Source organism: Glycomyces tritici (genome assembly GCF_030403505.1).
The window spans coordinates 481,239-496,637 of the sequence record NZ_JAUEMJ010000004.1 but is presented as its reverse complement, the minus strand read 5'-3'; the positions used below and the strand labels follow the sequence as shown (position 1 = coordinate 496,637).

The 15,399-nt window shown below is 69.5% G+C and carries 18 protein-coding genes; 14 read left to right on the top strand and 4 right to left on the bottom strand.

All coding sequences use genetic code 11. The features are described 5' to 3' along the window. The first annotated feature begins 3 nt into the window (after positions 1 to 3). The 12 genes from QWI33_RS16315 to QWI33_RS16260 all read left to right on the top strand — a co-directional run bounded on the left by QWI33_RS16315 (position 4) and on the right by QWI33_RS16260 (position 9,522). Positions 4 to 564, top strand: coding sequence for a hypothetical protein (locus tag QWI33_RS16315; RefSeq protein WP_289958202.1), 561 nt, complete (start codon positions 4 to 6; stop codon positions 562 to 564). After that, positions 564 to 1,148 carry a hypothetical protein gene (locus QWI33_RS16310; RefSeq protein WP_289958201.1) on the top strand — a complete coding sequence of 195 codons (585 nt, stop codon included), beginning with the start codon at positions 564 to 566 and terminating at the stop codon, positions 1,146 to 1,148. The genes QWI33_RS16315 and QWI33_RS16310 overlap by 1 nt, the downstream gene beginning before the upstream one ends. 13 nt (positions 1,149 to 1,161) lie before the next feature. Further along, positions 1,162 to 1,680: an SUKH-4 family immunity protein gene (locus tag QWI33_RS16305; protein WP_289958200.1), complete on the top strand. Its 519-nt coding sequence runs from the start codon at positions 1,162 to 1,164 to the stop codon at positions 1,678 to 1,680. Between the two features lie 394 nt (positions 1,681 to 2,074). Then, positions 2,075 to 2,392 carry a hypothetical protein gene (locus tag QWI33_RS16300; RefSeq protein WP_289958199.1) on the top strand — a complete coding sequence of 106 codons (318 nt, stop codon included), beginning with the start codon at positions 2,075 to 2,077 and terminating at the stop codon, positions 2,390 to 2,392. A 46-nt stretch (positions 2,393 to 2,438) separates the two neighbouring features. Continuing rightward, positions 2,439 to 3,185 carry a hypothetical protein gene (locus tag QWI33_RS16295; RefSeq protein WP_289958198.1) on the top strand — a complete coding sequence of 249 codons (747 nt, stop codon included), beginning with the start codon at positions 2,439 to 2,441 and terminating at the stop codon, positions 3,183 to 3,185. Positions 3,186 to 3,187: 2 nt separating this feature from the next. Next, positions 3,188 to 4,870, top strand: a complete 1,683-nt coding sequence (locus tag QWI33_RS16290; RefSeq protein ID WP_289958197.1) for a hypothetical protein — start codon at positions 3,188 to 3,190, stop codon at positions 4,868 to 4,870. 104 nt (positions 4,871 to 4,974) lie between these two features. After that, the gene (locus tag QWI33_RS16285; protein WP_289958196.1) at positions 4,975 to 5,607 is read left to right on the top strand and encodes a hypothetical protein; all 633 of its coding nucleotides are present in this window, start codon (positions 4,975 to 4,977) and stop codon (positions 5,605 to 5,607) included. Positions 5,608 to 5,713: 106 nt separating this feature from the next. Continuing rightward, positions 5,714 to 7,003: a WXG100 family type VII secretion target gene (locus QWI33_RS16280; RefSeq protein ID WP_289958195.1), complete on the top strand. Its 1,290-nt coding sequence runs from the start codon at positions 5,714 to 5,716 to the stop codon at positions 7,001 to 7,003. A gap of 217 nt (positions 7,004 to 7,220) precedes the next feature. Further along, on the top strand, positions 7,221 to 7,553 hold the full coding sequence (locus QWI33_RS16275; RefSeq protein WP_289958194.1) for a YbaB/EbfC family nucleoid-associated protein: 333 nt from the start codon (positions 7,221 to 7,223) through the stop codon (positions 7,551 to 7,553). A 2-nt stretch (positions 7,554 to 7,555) separates the two neighbouring features. Further along, positions 7,556 to 7,951, top strand: coding sequence for a YbaB/EbfC family nucleoid-associated protein (locus QWI33_RS16270; RefSeq protein WP_289958193.1), 396 nt, complete (start codon positions 7,556 to 7,558; stop codon positions 7,949 to 7,951). A 26-nt stretch (positions 7,952 to 7,977) separates the two neighbouring features. Continuing rightward, on the top strand, positions 7,978 to 8,631 hold the full coding sequence (locus QWI33_RS16265) for a hypothetical protein (protein ID WP_289958192.1): 654 nt from the start codon (positions 7,978 to 7,980) through the stop codon (positions 8,629 to 8,631). A gap of 51 nt (positions 8,632 to 8,682) precedes the next feature. Beyond that, entirely contained in the window at positions 8,683 to 9,522 is an 840-nt protein-coding gene (locus tag QWI33_RS16260) for a hypothetical protein (RefSeq protein WP_289958191.1), read from the top strand. Here the strand turns inward: QWI33_RS16260 and QWI33_RS16255 are convergent. Beyond that, entirely contained in the window at positions 9,519 to 10,721 is a 1,203-nt protein-coding gene (locus tag QWI33_RS16255; protein ID WP_289958190.1) for a hypothetical protein, read from the bottom strand. The genes QWI33_RS16260 and QWI33_RS16255 overlap by 4 nt on opposite strands. Positions 10,722 to 10,815: 94 nt before the next feature. Here QWI33_RS16255 and QWI33_RS16250 point away from each other — a divergent pair, with 94 nt between their 5' ends. Further along, complete coding sequence (locus QWI33_RS16250) at positions 10,816 to 11,697, top strand: hypothetical protein (protein ID WP_289958189.1); 882 nt, start codon at positions 10,816 to 10,818, stop codon at positions 11,695 to 11,697. Positions 11,698 to 11,723: 26 nt separating this feature from the next. Here QWI33_RS16250 and QWI33_RS16245 read toward each other — a convergent pair whose 3' ends face one another. Continuing rightward, a complete protein-coding gene (locus tag QWI33_RS16245) occupies positions 11,724 to 12,716 on the bottom strand; it encodes a Gfo/Idh/MocA family protein (protein WP_289958188.1) in 993 nt (330 codons plus the stop codon). Positions 12,717 to 12,896: 180 nt separating this feature from the next. Between QWI33_RS16245 and QWI33_RS16240 the strand changes: the two genes are divergently transcribed. After that, positions 12,897 to 13,577 (top strand): copper resistance CopC family protein, encoded by a 681-nt coding sequence (locus tag QWI33_RS16240; RefSeq protein ID WP_289958187.1) that lies wholly within the window; start codon positions 12,897 to 12,899, stop codon positions 13,575 to 13,577. Positions 13,578 to 13,800: 223 nt separating this feature from the next. Here QWI33_RS16240 and QWI33_RS16235 read toward each other — a convergent pair whose 3' ends face one another. Then, positions 13,801 to 14,214, bottom strand: coding sequence for a molybdenum cofactor biosynthesis protein MoaE (locus QWI33_RS16235; RefSeq protein WP_289958186.1), 414 nt, complete (start codon positions 14,212 to 14,214; stop codon positions 13,801 to 13,803). Between the two features lie 4 nt (positions 14,215 to 14,218). Beyond that, positions 14,219 to 15,391: a molybdopterin molybdotransferase MoeA gene (locus tag QWI33_RS16230; protein ID WP_289958185.1), complete on the bottom strand. Its 1,173-nt coding sequence runs from the start codon at positions 15,389 to 15,391 to the stop codon at positions 14,219 to 14,221. Positions 15,392 to 15,399 lie beyond the last annotated feature (8 nt).

Below are 15,399 nucleotides of genomic sequence, written 5' to 3'. Positions count from 1 at the left end.
CGCGTGAACCCGAATCGCTCCACTCGTACCCCGACTGCGAGGCTCGTCAGCGCGACCCTTGAAGACGTCAAAGCCTTCCGCACGTCCAAGGGCGGCCGAGACGCGATGGACAACTCCGGGAAGCAGCCGATGGTCCTGGAGCTCAAGCTGACCAAGGACTTGAAGAGGCGCGACTTCCGTAGAAAGGCGAAGGCGCTGGAAGCGCTCGGCAGGGACGGCAAACTCATCAAGACGAAGCCTCCGAAGCGAGGCAATCCGGTGAAGAAGTACCGGAAGGACACGGTGAAACGCATTGAGCAGCGGTACGCCGGCAATCCGACGCTGATGAAGAAGATGCTCAAGAAATTCGACTCGTCGCAAAGCGGCGTCGATCCCAGAAGCGTCACCAAACGCGACCAGTACATGGAGCCGGATCACATCCACGAACTGCAGCTCGGCGGCAAGGACGAGGCCGCTAACCTCAGATGGATGGACTCTCGGACCAACCGTCTGCTCGGAGGCGACATCAACGTCGCGCTGTCGGGCGTACCCGAGGGCACGCCGATCATTGTGAGGATCGTCTGATGAGTGACCTGCTGAGGCAGCGTGTGGAGCGGTTCAAGGCCGCCTTGGTCGAGCTCGGCCTCGACGGCATCCGAGTGCTCGACCCGATTCCCGTCGACCGGCTGCCCGAAGCGATGCATGCCGAGATGAAGACCGTGTACTCGGTCGTCGGGGGCGTCGTCGGCGAGTCATTGCGCATCCACGACCTCGAGGAGATCACGGCCGAGTACGGCAGGCCCGACCTGAACGAGGTGACCGGGGAGTTCACCGATCCCGTCCCCCGCGAATGGAAGAACTTCGGGGCCCTTGTCGGCGGCTTCGACTTCACGCTTTCGGGCAACACCGAGACCGGGGCTATGGGCTTCTACGACCCGGAGGAGATCCAGTACGCGGTCGTGGACGGCGAATGGCTCGAGGTCCAGGAGGTCTGCCCCCGGCCGCTCCAGTTCTTCACTGAGTACCTCTTCGGTCCCCGCTACCCCGAGCTGATCCCTGAGGAAACGATCTACTCGTCGGATTCGATCCCCAAGGAAGAGTGGTTCGACGAGACCTGGTTCCGAGTGCTGCAGCAGGCCGGGTTGGACGAGCAGCCGAGCGACGGATAGGTAAGGAAGGAACATGGCGGCATCAGCGAGGTTCCGAGCCCTGTGGAGCGAGGACGAGATGGTTCCGTATCCCCGCGGTCCCTGGGTCGAGGCGGGCATGCCCGCCCCCGCCCTTCCCGAAGGGGACGAGGTGCCACTCGACGTCGCCGTCGTGTACACCGCCTATCTCACCGGGGACCTCAAGCTCTACGACCCGATCCGCCTGACCACGGCGACCGGCTCGCTCGACATTCCCCTCATTGTGATCGGGGCCGTGCCTGAAGACCATGACCTGCTGTACATGCTGGATCCGGGCACGGGGGATGTCGTCCTGTTCGACCTCACCGGCCAGGAGGTCCAAGGTGTCAACTCGAACTATCGGTGCTTCGTCGAGTTCCTCTACCGCTTCGCCCAGTTCGTCGAAGCGGACGAGGGGAAGCCGGACCGAGCCGACAAGGCCTCGGCCCTACGGGAGTCCCTCGCTGCGATCGACCAGAACGCGTTCCAAGAAGGTGCCTGGTGGCCGATGGTCTTCGACCAGCTGATGTCGTGACGTCCCGGGACTTGGGGTTCGAGTTCCCGTTTCAGGCCATCCGCGCGCAGCGGACGCTCCTTCGCGCGCTTCGGTGAGCCCCGGTCGTGACTGACGTACCTCCCCGCCAAGACGGTGCGGCGAAAACCGACATCACGGACCCTGAACTCGGTCCGGAACCGGCGGCGCAAGGCGGCCTGTACTGGACCTTCGACGCCTTCTTTCGGGAATGCACCGGTTGCGGCCCCCTGCTAACCTGAATTCTGAACTCACATCGAGACCCGCGTAATCCCCCCGGAGGACGCATGGCCGCGCACAGTCCCCGGACCTGACCGCAGCCGTCCTCTCGCGATGGCGTCCGACCGTTCGTCGGGGGAACGTACCGCAGGTACTGAACTCATAGACAGGGAATGCGATGGCGTCCAAGCAAGTCGACCCGGAAGCGTTGCGCGCCTACCGTACAAAGGTGGAGCAGCAGCTCGAAATCGTGGAGAACACCCTCATCCCGAAGCTCCGCAACGGTGAAGTCCTCGGCAAGGCGCCGGCGTTCGGGTACCTGGAGAGCTCGCAGACCGCGAAGCAGAGCTACGCGACCTTCCACTCCACGACCTGGGAGAACCTGCAGCTGCTCCGGCAAGCGCTGGAAGGCATCATCGACACCCTCAACGATTCCGGGGCCGCGCACGAGGACTCGGACGAGAGCAGTGCCACCGACTTCGAGAACGAACTGTGACAGTGGTCAGCCGGCATACGGGCGGCCGACAGAGAGGAACACTGACGTGACCCGAAATCTGACCCTGATCAAGAGCCTCGCCGTCGCGGGCGTGGCCGGTCTACTCCTCTCCGGTTGCGGCGGCGGTGGCGACAACCCCCCTGCCGGCAATACCGACGGCGGAGAGGACTCCAGCACCGGCGGGAGTACTGCGGGCAGTTCGTTCTCGGTCATGGAGAGCTGGGAAGGGTGCGAGGCACTCGACGACATCCAGCCGATCCAGGATTACATGGCAGTGTCGGACCTCGGCAGCAGCGGGCTGGTGACCAGCAAGATCGGCGCCGGTCTTGACGGTGAGGCCTTCACCTGCGGGGCCATGGCCGACATCGCCCCCCTCGAGAAGGACGGCCGGGAGTTCCCCGGCAACGCCACCATCACCGTCGGCGGCGTGCCGTGGAACTCTGAGGAAGAGGCGACGGAGAACTTCCAGTCGCGCGTCACCCAGCTCTTGGACTCGATCGAGACCGACGGCACCGAGCGCACGAACGTGAAGGAGGGTGAACTCGAAGGCGACTGGGACGAGAGCTACCTCTACACAGGCCAGGACACCACGTCCTGGTACATCAACGCCATCGGCCGCAAGGGGGACCTGGTCGTCTACACCTTCCTCAACTACACCGAGGACCCGGGCGTCATGTTCGATGCCGAGCCGACCTACCCCTTCACCCACGAGGAGATCATTCCCTGGGTCGCCAACGACTACATGTCGCAGACGCTCACCGACCTCCTCGCCAAGAAAGAGAGCGGGCTTTAGTCATGGCCGATGAATTCGAGAAGGAAGAGTACGGCGACGCCAAGGCCGGGATCGAGGATTCCGCGATCCAGGCCCGTATCTCGGAGCTGGTGAAGACGCCGAGCTGCAGCCTCAGCGAATGCACTGCCAAGGTCGTCGAACCGGCTGAGGAGGCATGGCTCCGGCTCATGTCGGCGGTTCCCATGAAGGGGCAGACTGCCAATATCCGACCTGCGCGAGACATTCAGTCCTACGCGCTGCCGAATGGCGAGTCGGTAGCCTCGCTCGTCGCCTCGGTGCGCCCCTCGCCAGCCGATGAGTACTCGATCGAGAAGATCAGCTCGGAGTGGCAGACGTTCTATTCCGAGCTCTACAACGTGCCCGAGGACCTCAAGGCCGGCCTCTCCACGCTCTCCGAGGACTGGGAAGGCGATGACTACGACGCCTTCGAGGAGCAGGTGGAAAAGGTCATCAAGAACTGCCGCACGATCCTCGACGACGTCTGGGGCGATGACGGCGGCGCGGTCAAGGTCCTCAACGACAAGGCCGAGGAGATCTTCAGCCAGCAGGGCGGCAACGAGTGCGTGTACCCCGCGCCGAAGTTCCACCTCGAAGACGCCGCCGCGTGCTCGCACAAGATCCACATCCGCCCGGCGTACTTCCAGAAGTGCGAGGTCTTCCCGGACGACGAGACCAAGACCGCGATGGAGTGGGCCGGGTTCGACTCGAGCATCATCACCGACATCGAGAACAATCGCGATGAGCTCTACCAGAACTCGCTCCAGTTCGCCACCGACTACCCGAACGCGTACGTCGTGGGAGGCAGGACGCCTTCCCAGTACGCTCAGGAAACGACCGACCAGTGGGTCAAGGACCAGACCGACGCCCTGGGCACCGACGGTCAGGAGGACCTGCAGGAGCAGGCCACGATCGTCAACGGCGACATCATGGACCGCAAGACCAACGCCAATGTGCAGGTCTCCGAGATCGATACGAAGGCGAAGAACTCGGAGCAGACGGCCTTCAACGACGCCGCTGTCCCTCCCACTCCCGATCTCGACGGCGGCAGCCCTCCCGGCGGCGGCGCCCCTCCCGGCCTCGGCGACATGACTCCTCCCGACTCTCCCAAGCCGATGAACCCGCCGTCCCTTCCGACCGGCCCCGGCCCCGGGGACTTCGACCCCAACAACCCGAACCTCCCGGGCAACCCGGACCGTCCGGGCTCGAACCTCCCCGACCCCAACGGGTTGGACGACAACCCGTGGAGCCCTTCCACTCCCGACCCCGATGACCTGTCCGGTGGTCTGGCCTCCGGCGGCGGGCTCGGCGGTGGCGGCCTCGGCGGCGGCGGGCTTCCCGGTGGTGGGCCCGGCGGCGGTGCCGGCGGCGGCCTCGGCGGTGGCGCCGGCGGCGGCCTCGGTGGTGGCATGGGCGGCGGCATGGGCGGCATGATGGGCGGCGCCGGTGGCGGCCGCGGAGCCGGTGCAGGTGCCGGCGGCGGCCGCGGTGCCGGCGGTCCCAAGGGCATGGGCAAGGGCATGGGCGGCGCAGGTCGCGGCGGCATGGCCGGCGGCATGATGGGCGGCGCCGGTGGCGGCCGCGGCATGGGCGGCCAAGGCGAAGGCGACCAGGAGACCGGCACCTGGCTGACCGAGGACGAAGACGTCTGGGGCATCGGCAACGAAGAAGAAGACCCCTACTCGTAGACCGATTCCGGGCCGGACGATGATCGATGTCGTCCGGCCCGACCCATACCGCGACGATGGCCGGGCCGCGTGCCCGGCCATCGTCTTACCTGAAGGAGTACGACATGGTCGAGATGCTGCTCGAAGGCCTCGTCAACGCGGGCGTCGACTCTGTCGACCAGCGTCTGCACGCCCGCCGCACGGCCCGCTTCGCGGAGAAGGCGGGCCTGCGCTACGACGCGGCCGTGCAGGCGCCCCACATGGCCCGGACCTTCGGGGAGATCGGCGCCGGCCCGCTCCGGAACGTCGTCTCCGGCCAGGTCGGCGGCGGGCACGCCATCGCCTGGGAGCGCGAGGTCAAGGTCCCCCTCGGGGAGGACCACGTGCAGTACGCGAACCTGCATCCGGGCGGCGCCTTCGTCGCCGTCCCGCTGCGGCGCCCCCGCCCGGCGGTGGTCGTCCGGCAGTGGGTCCCGGTGATCACGAGCGATGAATGCGGTTGGCTCCCAGGGGCAACCAGAGTGCACCTGGAGGATTCGACGGCTGAGCGGCTGTTCCGGGTCTCGGCCGTGGACCATGCTGTTGCGCGGCATCTCGTGGACGAGCGCGGGCTCCTCGCCAAGCCCCGTCGCTCCTGGGCGGTCCTGGGCGGGTGGGCGGTCTCGTTCGGGGACCGGATTCGTCGCCGGGGCAAGCGCGGCCTGCACGCCGAGGTCGCGTTCCTCCGCGCGCTGGCCGACCGCTCTGATCGCATGTGAGGGAACGACGCCTACTGGAAGTTAGCCCGAATGCGTTAGATTGGGCCCGTCGCGACCCCGAAGCGACACGGAGTGTTCATCCCCCGGCCCACTGGAGTCTGATGCCATGACAGGCAACGCTGATCAGTACGGATCCGACATCTCGCAGTACGACACCCCCACCGAAGACGGCACCCTCACCGACATCGCGCAGGGCACCCCGGTCGTCAAGAGCGTCTACAAGACCGCTGAGGACATCTACGGAGTCGTCGCCGGAGACGACCGGATGGCCTCGGCGGCAGGGCTCGCCGGCGACATCTACACCCTCGGCCTCGACGCGATGCTCGCCGTCCGGGACCCGGTCTACGCACTCGTCAACGCCGGCTTGAGCATTGTGCTCGAACTCGTGGACCCCCTGCAGGAGATGCTGCACGCGGTCTCGGGCGACCCCGACGAGATGCAGGTCCAGATCGAGGTCTGGGGCCAGGTCGCGGAGGCCCTCACCGCGCTCAAGGACGAGACGGCCGACGCGGTGAACAGCCACCTGACGGCGTGGACCGGCCAAGCGGCGGACGCCGCGTTCAACCAGCTCGGCGGGCTCGAGGCCTCGGCCTACGCCGCCGCGCACGAGGTCGAGGGCGTGCAGCAGCTCCTGGAGTGGTCGAAGCTCCTGGCCGAGACCATCGAGGCGGTCATCAGGTCGATCATCGCCGAGCTGGTGTCCTGGCTGATCATGCGGGGGCTCTTGGCCCTGGCCTCCAGCGCGTTCACGTTCGGGGCGTCCGTGGCGACGTTCCTGCTCTCGGCGGCCTACAAGTCGTATTCGATGTTCAGCCGCGCGTTCCGGAAGTTCTCCGAGGCCAGCCGCCTGTTCCGCATGCTCTACGGCTTCCTCGGGAAGTTCCTCCTCGACAACCCGACGATCCTGCGCGGCGCGGGCGGCTTCCTGGACTTCCTGAAGGCGATCGGCGCCAAGGCCGGCCTCTCGGTCGCCACCGTCGGCGGTCTCGGGGCGGTCATGCAGGGCAAGGACATCGGGAAGAACGCGGCGTTGGATGCGTTGATGCCGAACGAGAGCGGTATCTCGCGCGGCAGCGGCGGGCAGCTGGCCGTGGACCCGGACGAACTGGTGGCCACCGCCGGGGCGCTCGAGGGCCTCGCGGGCAACACCGACTCGATCCAGTCGGTCGCCCAGCAGGCCACGTCCGCGGAGATGACCTGGGGCCTTCCGGGCTTGATCTTCGCGAGCAAGTACACCGACACCGGCCAGGGCCTCACCGAGGTGATCGGCGATCTCTCGACGGCCCAGACGGGGACGGCGACGAGCCTTCGTCAGTGCGCGGACGACTATTCGGCGGCCGACGGCGACATCGCCGGGGAGTTCGGCAACCTCCAGGGGCAGCTCGACGGCAAGTGACCCGCAGGCGCGGGCCCCGGCTACGGCTTGGGGCCCGGCCGGCAGCGCAGCGGGTCCCATTGGTCGCACGTCGCCGCAGCGGCGCGCCCGCCGGCCCTGCCGGGCGGCGCGGCCTGCGCGAGGGCGCGCGCACGCTGCGTTCGGATGCGGGCGGGAGCCGGTTAACATGCAGGTGAACCGCGGGCGAATTGCGATCGCGGAATCGAAGGGAGGCGCCGTGGACGCGGATCCGACAGCGGACATGCAGCGCAAAGCGGGCGAGATTCAGCGCCTCGCCGTCGAGGCCCGAGGCGAGGCGGTGAGCGAGGACGGTTCCGTCCGCGTGGTCACCGGCGCGGCCGGGGACCTCCGGGAGCTCGATCTGCGACTCAGCGCGTTCCAGTTGAGCGGCGTGGAGCTCGGCGAGGCGATCGTCGAGACCATCAGGGCCGCCGAGCACAAGGTCCAGGCCGAGCTCTCCGCGGAGATGAGCCGCATCATGGGCCTGCCCGTCAGCGAGAACGTGTTCGGCGGCGGACTGCCGCGCGTCGACCCCGAGCCGGAGGCGTGACGATGACCGACCGCAACCGCGACCCGCAGGAGATGCTGCGGCGCCTGGAGCAGATGCAGGCCGACGCCGAGCAGATGATGGCGAAGTACAACCGGCTCGCCGATGAGATGGGCGCCAGCGAGATCGAAGTGGTCTCGGACGACGGCCTCCTGCGCGTGAAGCTCGACGCCGAGGGAAAGGTCGCCCACATCGGCATCGACGAGTACGCGATGCGGATGCGCCAGACCCTCGCGCCGGCGATCATGATGCTCATCGAGCAGGCCAAGGCCGAGTACGGCGTCAAGATGACCGAGATGGCCCAGTCGCTGCTCGGCGACCGCATGGACGTGATGGGCATGGTGCGCAGCACGCTTCCTGAGGACATGCGCGCCCGGTTCGACCGCGAACGCGGCCTGTAGCCCGACCTCGGCAGTAGAGGCCCTCGATGCCCCGGAACCCCCGCTTCGACCTGCAACTGGACTCCCCGGGCCTGCTCGAGCGCCAGTGGTTGGAGCCCGGTGAGCGGACGATCGACTGGATCCCGCAGTGGAGGCTGCCCGTGTTCGAGGGCGTGCCCAGGCCGCCTTGGACGGCCGGGCAGGTCCTGCGGCGCGTCGGGAAGACCGCCGCGCTGACGCTGGCCTGGATCGTCGGCTCCGTCGTGCTGCTGGTCGTGCTCGCCATGCTCAGCGACGGACTGGGCGGCGCGAGCGCCGACGGATCCGGCGGATCGAAGCTGAAGGGCCCCAACGTGGTCCTGCGCGGCAAAGGCCGGGACTCGGTCATGGGCCGCCTGGTGACGCCCGAGCTGCGGTGCCGCGGCCTGTGGGTGTTCACCGACCGGCGCATCGCGTTCGTCGCGGTCGAGGGGCGCACCTACGGGAGGTTCCTGAGCGGGGCGGGGAATCCGAACACGTTCACCGAGCCGGTGCCGATCCGGACGATACTCGAAGTGCGCGGCACGCAGTACGAGTACGAGGGCGAGGTGGACCGGCTGCGCCGGACCCGGATTCTGCGGCGGTTCAAGCCGGCCGGGGTGTACCGCCGGATCGCGTTCGCCGACGGCTCGGGCATCGACCTGCGCCGCTACCGGAAGTAGGCGCGATGCGCGGATTCGTTGCGGTGCAGCGACTGTGGGAGGCGGCGCGCGATGGCGGGCAGTGAGGGCCGGGCCGGCGGGCGACGGGACGGCAACCGGGTCTGGCGGCGGCTCGACAACCTCGCCTACGTAAGCGACATGGTGGTCGGGGACGCCACCCTCGACGCGACGCGGACCAGGACCGACCTGGTGAACGACGCCTCGAAGGTGTGGAAGCGGAACGCCCGCCCGAACCGCCTCGAGTTCACCGACCCGAAGTCCGACGCCGAGGCGTTCGCGCTGCCGCAGTGGCGGCCGCTGCTCATGCAGCTGCGGCTGCTCGGCCTGCCGGTGCAGCGGGTGCGGGCGCTCGTGCGCGGCGAGCGCGGGGGCGTCCCCTTCGAGAGCCTGTGCGTATGCGACGCCGACGAGGACGGCGAGGTCCTCCCGTACCGGATCTGGGTGCTCCGCAACACCGAGCGGCTGCCCGACCTGATCTGCGACTACCGTTCCAGCCGAGGCGAAGTGCCCGACGACGTCGCGTGGTGCGATGCGCCGGGCGCGTTCGCGAAGGCCGCGGCGTTCACGGCGGACAGGCCCGTGATCGCCGAGGGGCGCTTCACGAAGAGCCTCATCGGGCGTGCGATCGCGGGGAAGATCAACGACTTCCTGGACACTTCAGTGCAGGTCACCGTGTGGGCCAAGGATTCAGGGGCCGCGCGGGCCGTGGCCGAGGCCGCGAAGGACGAGCTGCAGATGCTCCGCGTCGTGTGGATGGCGCGCGGCGGCATGTTCGTCTACGCGACGCCGAACCTCACGCAGGGCGCGGACCCGAAGCAGGAGCAGGAGCACCTGTTCACGCACAAGCTCGTTGCGCTGCAACGGAAGTACGCGGCGATCCTGAACGGTTAGGCGGTCTCCAGCCGCAGGCGCGGCTCGAAGGACTCGACCTCACCGGTGGCGGAGCGCCAGACCGCGTACACCTGCGCCTCGGCTTCGACCGCGACCGCTTGCCCCGCATGGGCTTCGACGACGAGGTCGCGCTGCGCCCCGGGGCCGCCGGTGTGGCGTTCGGGGACGTCGAGGTTCACCGGGCGGCCGTCGACGAGCACCGTGACCTGGTATTCGCCCGTGGGGACGAGGTAGCGCCAGTGCCCCCAGGAGGCGCGGCGCTCGATGCCGTTGATGCGCACGCTCGGCGGTCGCGTCCAGGCGCGGGCCAGGAACGAGCCGTGCGCGGCCTTGCGCCCGCCGGCCCACAGGTGCCGGCCGCAGGTGAGGTGCAGGTCGATCGCGGCCATGCCCTCCGGCAGCGGCGGCACGGCGGTCGGCTGGGCGCCGAGGAGGATCGCGTCGGTCCCGTACGCGACGGGCTCGCGCGGGAGCGCGCGGCGCTGCCGGGCGATGTCGCGGTGGTACTTGGCCTTCGTGCGCCGGTACAGGGGCCAGCCCGCGCCGATGAGCACCACTGCGACCGCGCCGAGGACGATGCCCGTGACCAGGTGCCAGGTCTCGCTGGGCATGAGGATCGAGACCGCGCTCATCGGCAGGCAGCAGATCGCGGAGACCATGACCAGCCAGGACCAGCAGCCCGCGTTCGTGGGGATGAACTCGGCGGTCTCGGGCAGCTCGCCGAGGACGCGGTGGCCGCTCACGCCGTCCTCGAAGTACTGCACCTGGTGCGCGCCGTGCTCGGCGACCTGCACGACGACCGGGTCGACGGTGGCGGTGTTCTGCACTTCGACGGTGTGCGGCCCGGCCGGGAGCACCAGGTCGAGCTGGCCGTTGCCGACGGCGACGGGCACGCCGTCGACGGCGATGACGGGCGCGGTGGCACCGGAGTCGGCCACGACCGAGACGACGCCCTCGCCGGGCCCGGGCCGGAGGTCGGCGCTCTGCACGACCCGCATGGGCTTGCGGCTGGGCAGGCCGGTGAGCGGGTCGCTGCGGGACCGGTTCGGGCGCGCCGCCGCCGTGGCGCGTTCGTTGACGACGCGCATCTCGTTGTCGCCCACCCGCAGCGGCAGCGGCTGCGGGTAGGCGTCGTCGCGGGTGCGGTAGGCGCCGCGGCCGAGGCGGCGGCGGGGCGTGTCGTCGCGGGCGGGCGTCATGGGGTCCTTTCAGCAGGCCTTGCAGGTGCTCCAGCCAACGGTAGGCGACGGCTGCTCCACTGGGTGACTGGCCCGCGACCTGTATCTTGCTCGCATGGGAATGAAAGACCGCCTCGAGCAGATGAAGCAGCGCGCGCAGGAAGCGGGCAAGATGGTCGTCGACGTGGGCGTCGACGCGGCCCGGGAGAAGCGCGACGCCGCCGTCGGCCTCGCCAAGAGCAAAGTGGACGCAACGACCGGCTATGCGGTCGCCAAGCGCGACGGCGCCGTCAATTTCGCGAGCGACGCCAAGACCGCGTTGAAAGAAGGCGACCTCGAAGAGCTCCTCAGGCGGCTGCCCCTGCCGGCCTCGCCGGTGCAGGAGGAGTGGCAGTGGAGCCTCGGCAAGCTCATCACCTCAGGCGGCAAGCCCCCCATGGGCACCGGGATGCTGCTGGGCCTGCTCGACAACTTCGGGACCATCGACATCGGCCCCGAAGAGGTCGGCTTCGACGGCTCGACCGCCAAATGGCACAAGGTGAAGGCCATCCGCACGCGTTCCCTGGACGGCATCATCCAGAAGCTCTCCACCGACTCCTTCACCGAGAGCATCGAGAACCTCCTGCCGCTCGTGCCCGGCCGCGGCTGGGTCGCCGAGAAGGCCACCTCCGCGATCTTCACGATCTGGGCGATGGTCGCCGACCTCGCCATCCGCGACCCCGAAGCCGGTCGGCGCCAAGTGGTCTGCGAGATCGAGTACAAGGGCTGGATCCGGACGAAGGAGGCCGAGACCGGGTTCTTCACCGGCCCCGTGATGGCCCTCCTGCCGGGCCTGGACCAGGTATTCCGCGAGGAGGCCGCGCGGCGCGGCGTGCTCGTCGAGCAGGCCGAGCAGACCACGATCGAGACCGCCGAGAACCGGGTCGCGTGGCTGCGCGAGAAGCACGCGGCCATCAGCGCCAAACGCGAAGAGGCCCGCAAGCAGATCGAGTACTGATCCGCCTGCGGGCCAAGGAGCCTGAGTTACTTCGGGTGGGTCTCGCCGGGGTAGCGCAGCCCGATCTGGGCGCGCGCCTCGTCCATGATCTCCATGACCTCGATGGTGCTCTGGGGCGGCACGAGCGTCGACTCGAGTCGCCCCTGGCGCAGCGCCCGGTGCACCTCCAGCGCCTCGTGGACGTAGCCGTGGCCGACGTACGGCGCCTCGAACTCGCGGGGCGACTCGTCGTACCGCACGAGCGTGTACCCGCTCGGGCGGTAGGCGTAGTCGCGCAGTTCGATGCGGCCCAAGGTGCCGCTGATCGTGACCTCGTTGGCCGGCCCGCCCCGGTAGGAGCAGGAGAGCTGCGCGATCGCGTTCGGGTACTTGAGGGTCAGCGCGGTCTGCGCGTCCACCCCGGTCGTGTCCATGACGCTGTGGGCCTCGATCGCATCGGGCTTGCCGAGGACCAAGTGCGCCAAGGTGATCGGATAGACCCCGAGGTCGAGGAGGGCGCCCCCGGCGAGCTCGAGGTTGCGGAGCCGGTGGCTCGCCGGCATGTCGCCGGCGAAGGAGAAGTTGCCGTGCACGGACACGACCTCGCCGATCATGCCCTCCTTGATGGCACGGCGCATCTCGCGGATCGCCGGATTGCAGCGGGTCCACATTGCTTCCATGAGGAAGCGCTGGTGCTCGCGGGCGACGTCGAACATCGTGCGGGCCTGCGAGGCGTTGTAGGCGAAGGCCTTCTCGCACAGGACGTGCTTGCCGGCTTCGAGGAGCTGGAGGGTGGGCAGGTAGTGATGGGAGTGCGGCGTGGCGACGTAGACGATGTCGACTTCGTCGTCTGCCGCAAGGGCCTGGACGGACTCCCAGGCCTGGGGGATGTCGTGCTTCTTGGCGAACGCGGCGGCGCGCTCCGCCGATCGAGAGGCCACAGCGGTGACGCGGCAATCGTCGAGGAGGGCAAGATCTTCCACAAAGGTCGATGCGATTCCACCGGTCGCCAGGATTCCCCATCGGATCGGTTCAACCATGGACGTAAGCACATCACAACTTCTCGCGATCGTCAACACGAGGGTCAGCGGTACTATCTGCGCCAACCGGGCCATATTCGCCGATGACGATCACCGTCCGTCACGCCACTCCTGTGACCTGGTGATTGATGTGACCTTTCCCGCAATGGGGTGCCGAACGCTCCGTGGCACTATGGCGAAATGGATCGAACTCCCATACTCCGCGCCAAAGCCCCGCGCGCCGGTCGCGCCGCCGCGCTCGCGCTGGCCGCCGTCGGCGGCGGCCTCCTGACGCTCGGCCTCGCCGCCCCCGCCTCGGCGCACGCGGCGCTCACCGGCACCGACCCCGAGGACGGCGCCACGGTCGCCGAAGCGCCCGCCGAAGTCTCGGCCACGTTCTCCGAGATCCTCGACGAGGCCTCGACCGAGATCGCGGTGACCGACCCGACCGGCGAGGTCCTCGACGTGGCCGACCCGAGCTACGACGGCGACACGTTCATCCAGCCGATGCTCTACACCACCCCCGGCGAGTACACGGTGGCGTTCCGGGTGATCTCCGAGGACGGCCACCGGGTGGACGACACGATCACGTTCACCGTCGAGTCGATCCCCGAGGGCCTCTACGCCCCCGGCGCGGAGCCGACCGCCGACGCCACGACCGGCGCCGAGGCGACAACGGACCCCACGACGCAGGAGGAGACCAGCCGGGCGACCGGCGGCCAGACCCGCGAGGAGGAGGACTCGAACACGGGCGCGGCGCTGGCCGCGATCCTCCTCGGCCTCCTGGTGGTCGTGGTCGGCGGCGTGGTCCTGGTGAAGACCTTGGGCCGCAAGCAGCGGCACGACGGCGAAGGCCAGGGCGGCGGCGAGGGTTCGGCCTGACGCGCCGAAGCTGAGCGGAGGGTCCCGGCAAATCGGACATTGATGGGCCCCCGGTATAGACCCTGCACCATGGGTACGACATTTCGTGAAGCGGCCGCGGGGCCCGGCCCCGCGGCCGTTGTCGTTGAGGACGCCGGTGTGCGGGGCGAATCTGACGGGCACCAAGCGCGGGGCCGGGTGCTCGGAGCAGCGCTGCGAGCCCGCCCGGGTGCACCGACCGGAGCTAAGGGCAGTTGACCCATTCGTCGGTGCCGTCGTCGAAGAACTGGTGCTTCCAGATCGGGAGGCGGGCCTTCACTTCGTCGACGAGGTCGGCGCAGGCGTCGAAGGCCTCCTTGCGGTGCTCGGCGGCGACGGCCGCGACGAGGGCCGGGTCGCCGATCGCGAGGTCGCCGATCCGGTGCGAGACGACGACGCCCCGCACGCCCGGCCGCGCCGCGATCTCCGCGGCGATCGTGCGCAGCAGCTCGCCCGAGGACGGGTGCCCCTCGTAGGACAGCCGGAGCACGCCCCGGCCGTGGTCGTGGTTGCGGACGACGCCCGAGAACGACACGACCGCCCCGGCCTCGGCCGCGGCGACCGCGGCCTCGTGCTCGGCGACGTCGAGCGGGGCGTCCAGCACATGTGCGCGGATCATGGTTTCACGCTCCAGGGACGGTGGCGAGTTCGACGGTGGCGCCTGCGGCCCCAGCGCTCTCGGGGCCGATCACGGCGAACCCGGCGGCGTTGGCCAGGCCCCGCAGCATCGCGGAGCCGTGGTGGCCGAGGCGGTGCCCGGCCCGGTCGACCAGGGCCAGGTGGGTGAAGCCGCCGCGGCCCGGGACGTCCTCGGCGAGCGTGACGGTGCCGAGCGGCGGCAGCGGCAGGCCGCGCAGGCCCGCGAGCAGCGGCGCGACGAGCGAGACGACCGCGATCACCGCGGACTGCGGGTTGCCCGGCAGGCCGGCGATGAACTTGCCGTCCTCGGTGCGCGCCAGCAGCATCGGGAAGCCCGGTCGCACGGCGACGGTGTTGATGACGTACGCCGCGCCGATCTCGGCGAGCGCGGCGTGCAGGTGGTCGACCGGGCCGACCATGGTGCCGCCGGTGGTGCACACCAGGTCCGCGTCGGCGAGCGCCTCGCGCAGCGCCGCGACATGCGCATCGAGGGTGTCCTCGACCGGCCCGATGCTCGGCCCGGCCGCCGCGCCGGCGGCTTGGAGCATGTGGGGGACCATGGGCCCCAGGGAATCGCGCACCCGGCCCTCGCGGGAGACGCCGGAGGTCAGCAGCTCGTCGCCGAAGACGACGACGCGCACGGCGGGCCTGGCGTGCGCGGGCAGCGTCGCGTGCCCGGCGGCGGCCGCGAGGCCGATCACGGGCGGGCTGACCGGGGTGCCGGCCGCGAGCAGCTCCTCGCCCTGCGCGGCCTCCTCGCCGGCCTCGCGCCATTCGCGTGCGGCCGGGCCGTTGACCAGGCCGTCCTCGAACTCGCTGTGCTCCAAGCGGATGATGCCCTCGGTCCCCTCGGGGACCTGCGCGCCGGTCGCGATCTTGACCGCGTGGCCGGGTTTGAGCGCGTCCGGCACCTGGCCGGCCAGCACGGCCCCGCCGAACTGCGCCGGTTCGACCCGCCACGGGCCCTCGCCGGCGACGGCCCAGCCGTCGACCGCGGAGGTCGGGAACGCGGGCAGGTCGGAGACGGCCACGAGCGGCGCGGCCAGCGCGGAGCCGACCGCCTCGCCGAACGGCAGCTCGGCAGCGGCGGGCTTGGCCGCGAAGCCTGCGGCCCAAGCGGTCTCGCGGGCCTCGGCCCAGGGCATCGGGGTGGTCATCAGTCGCC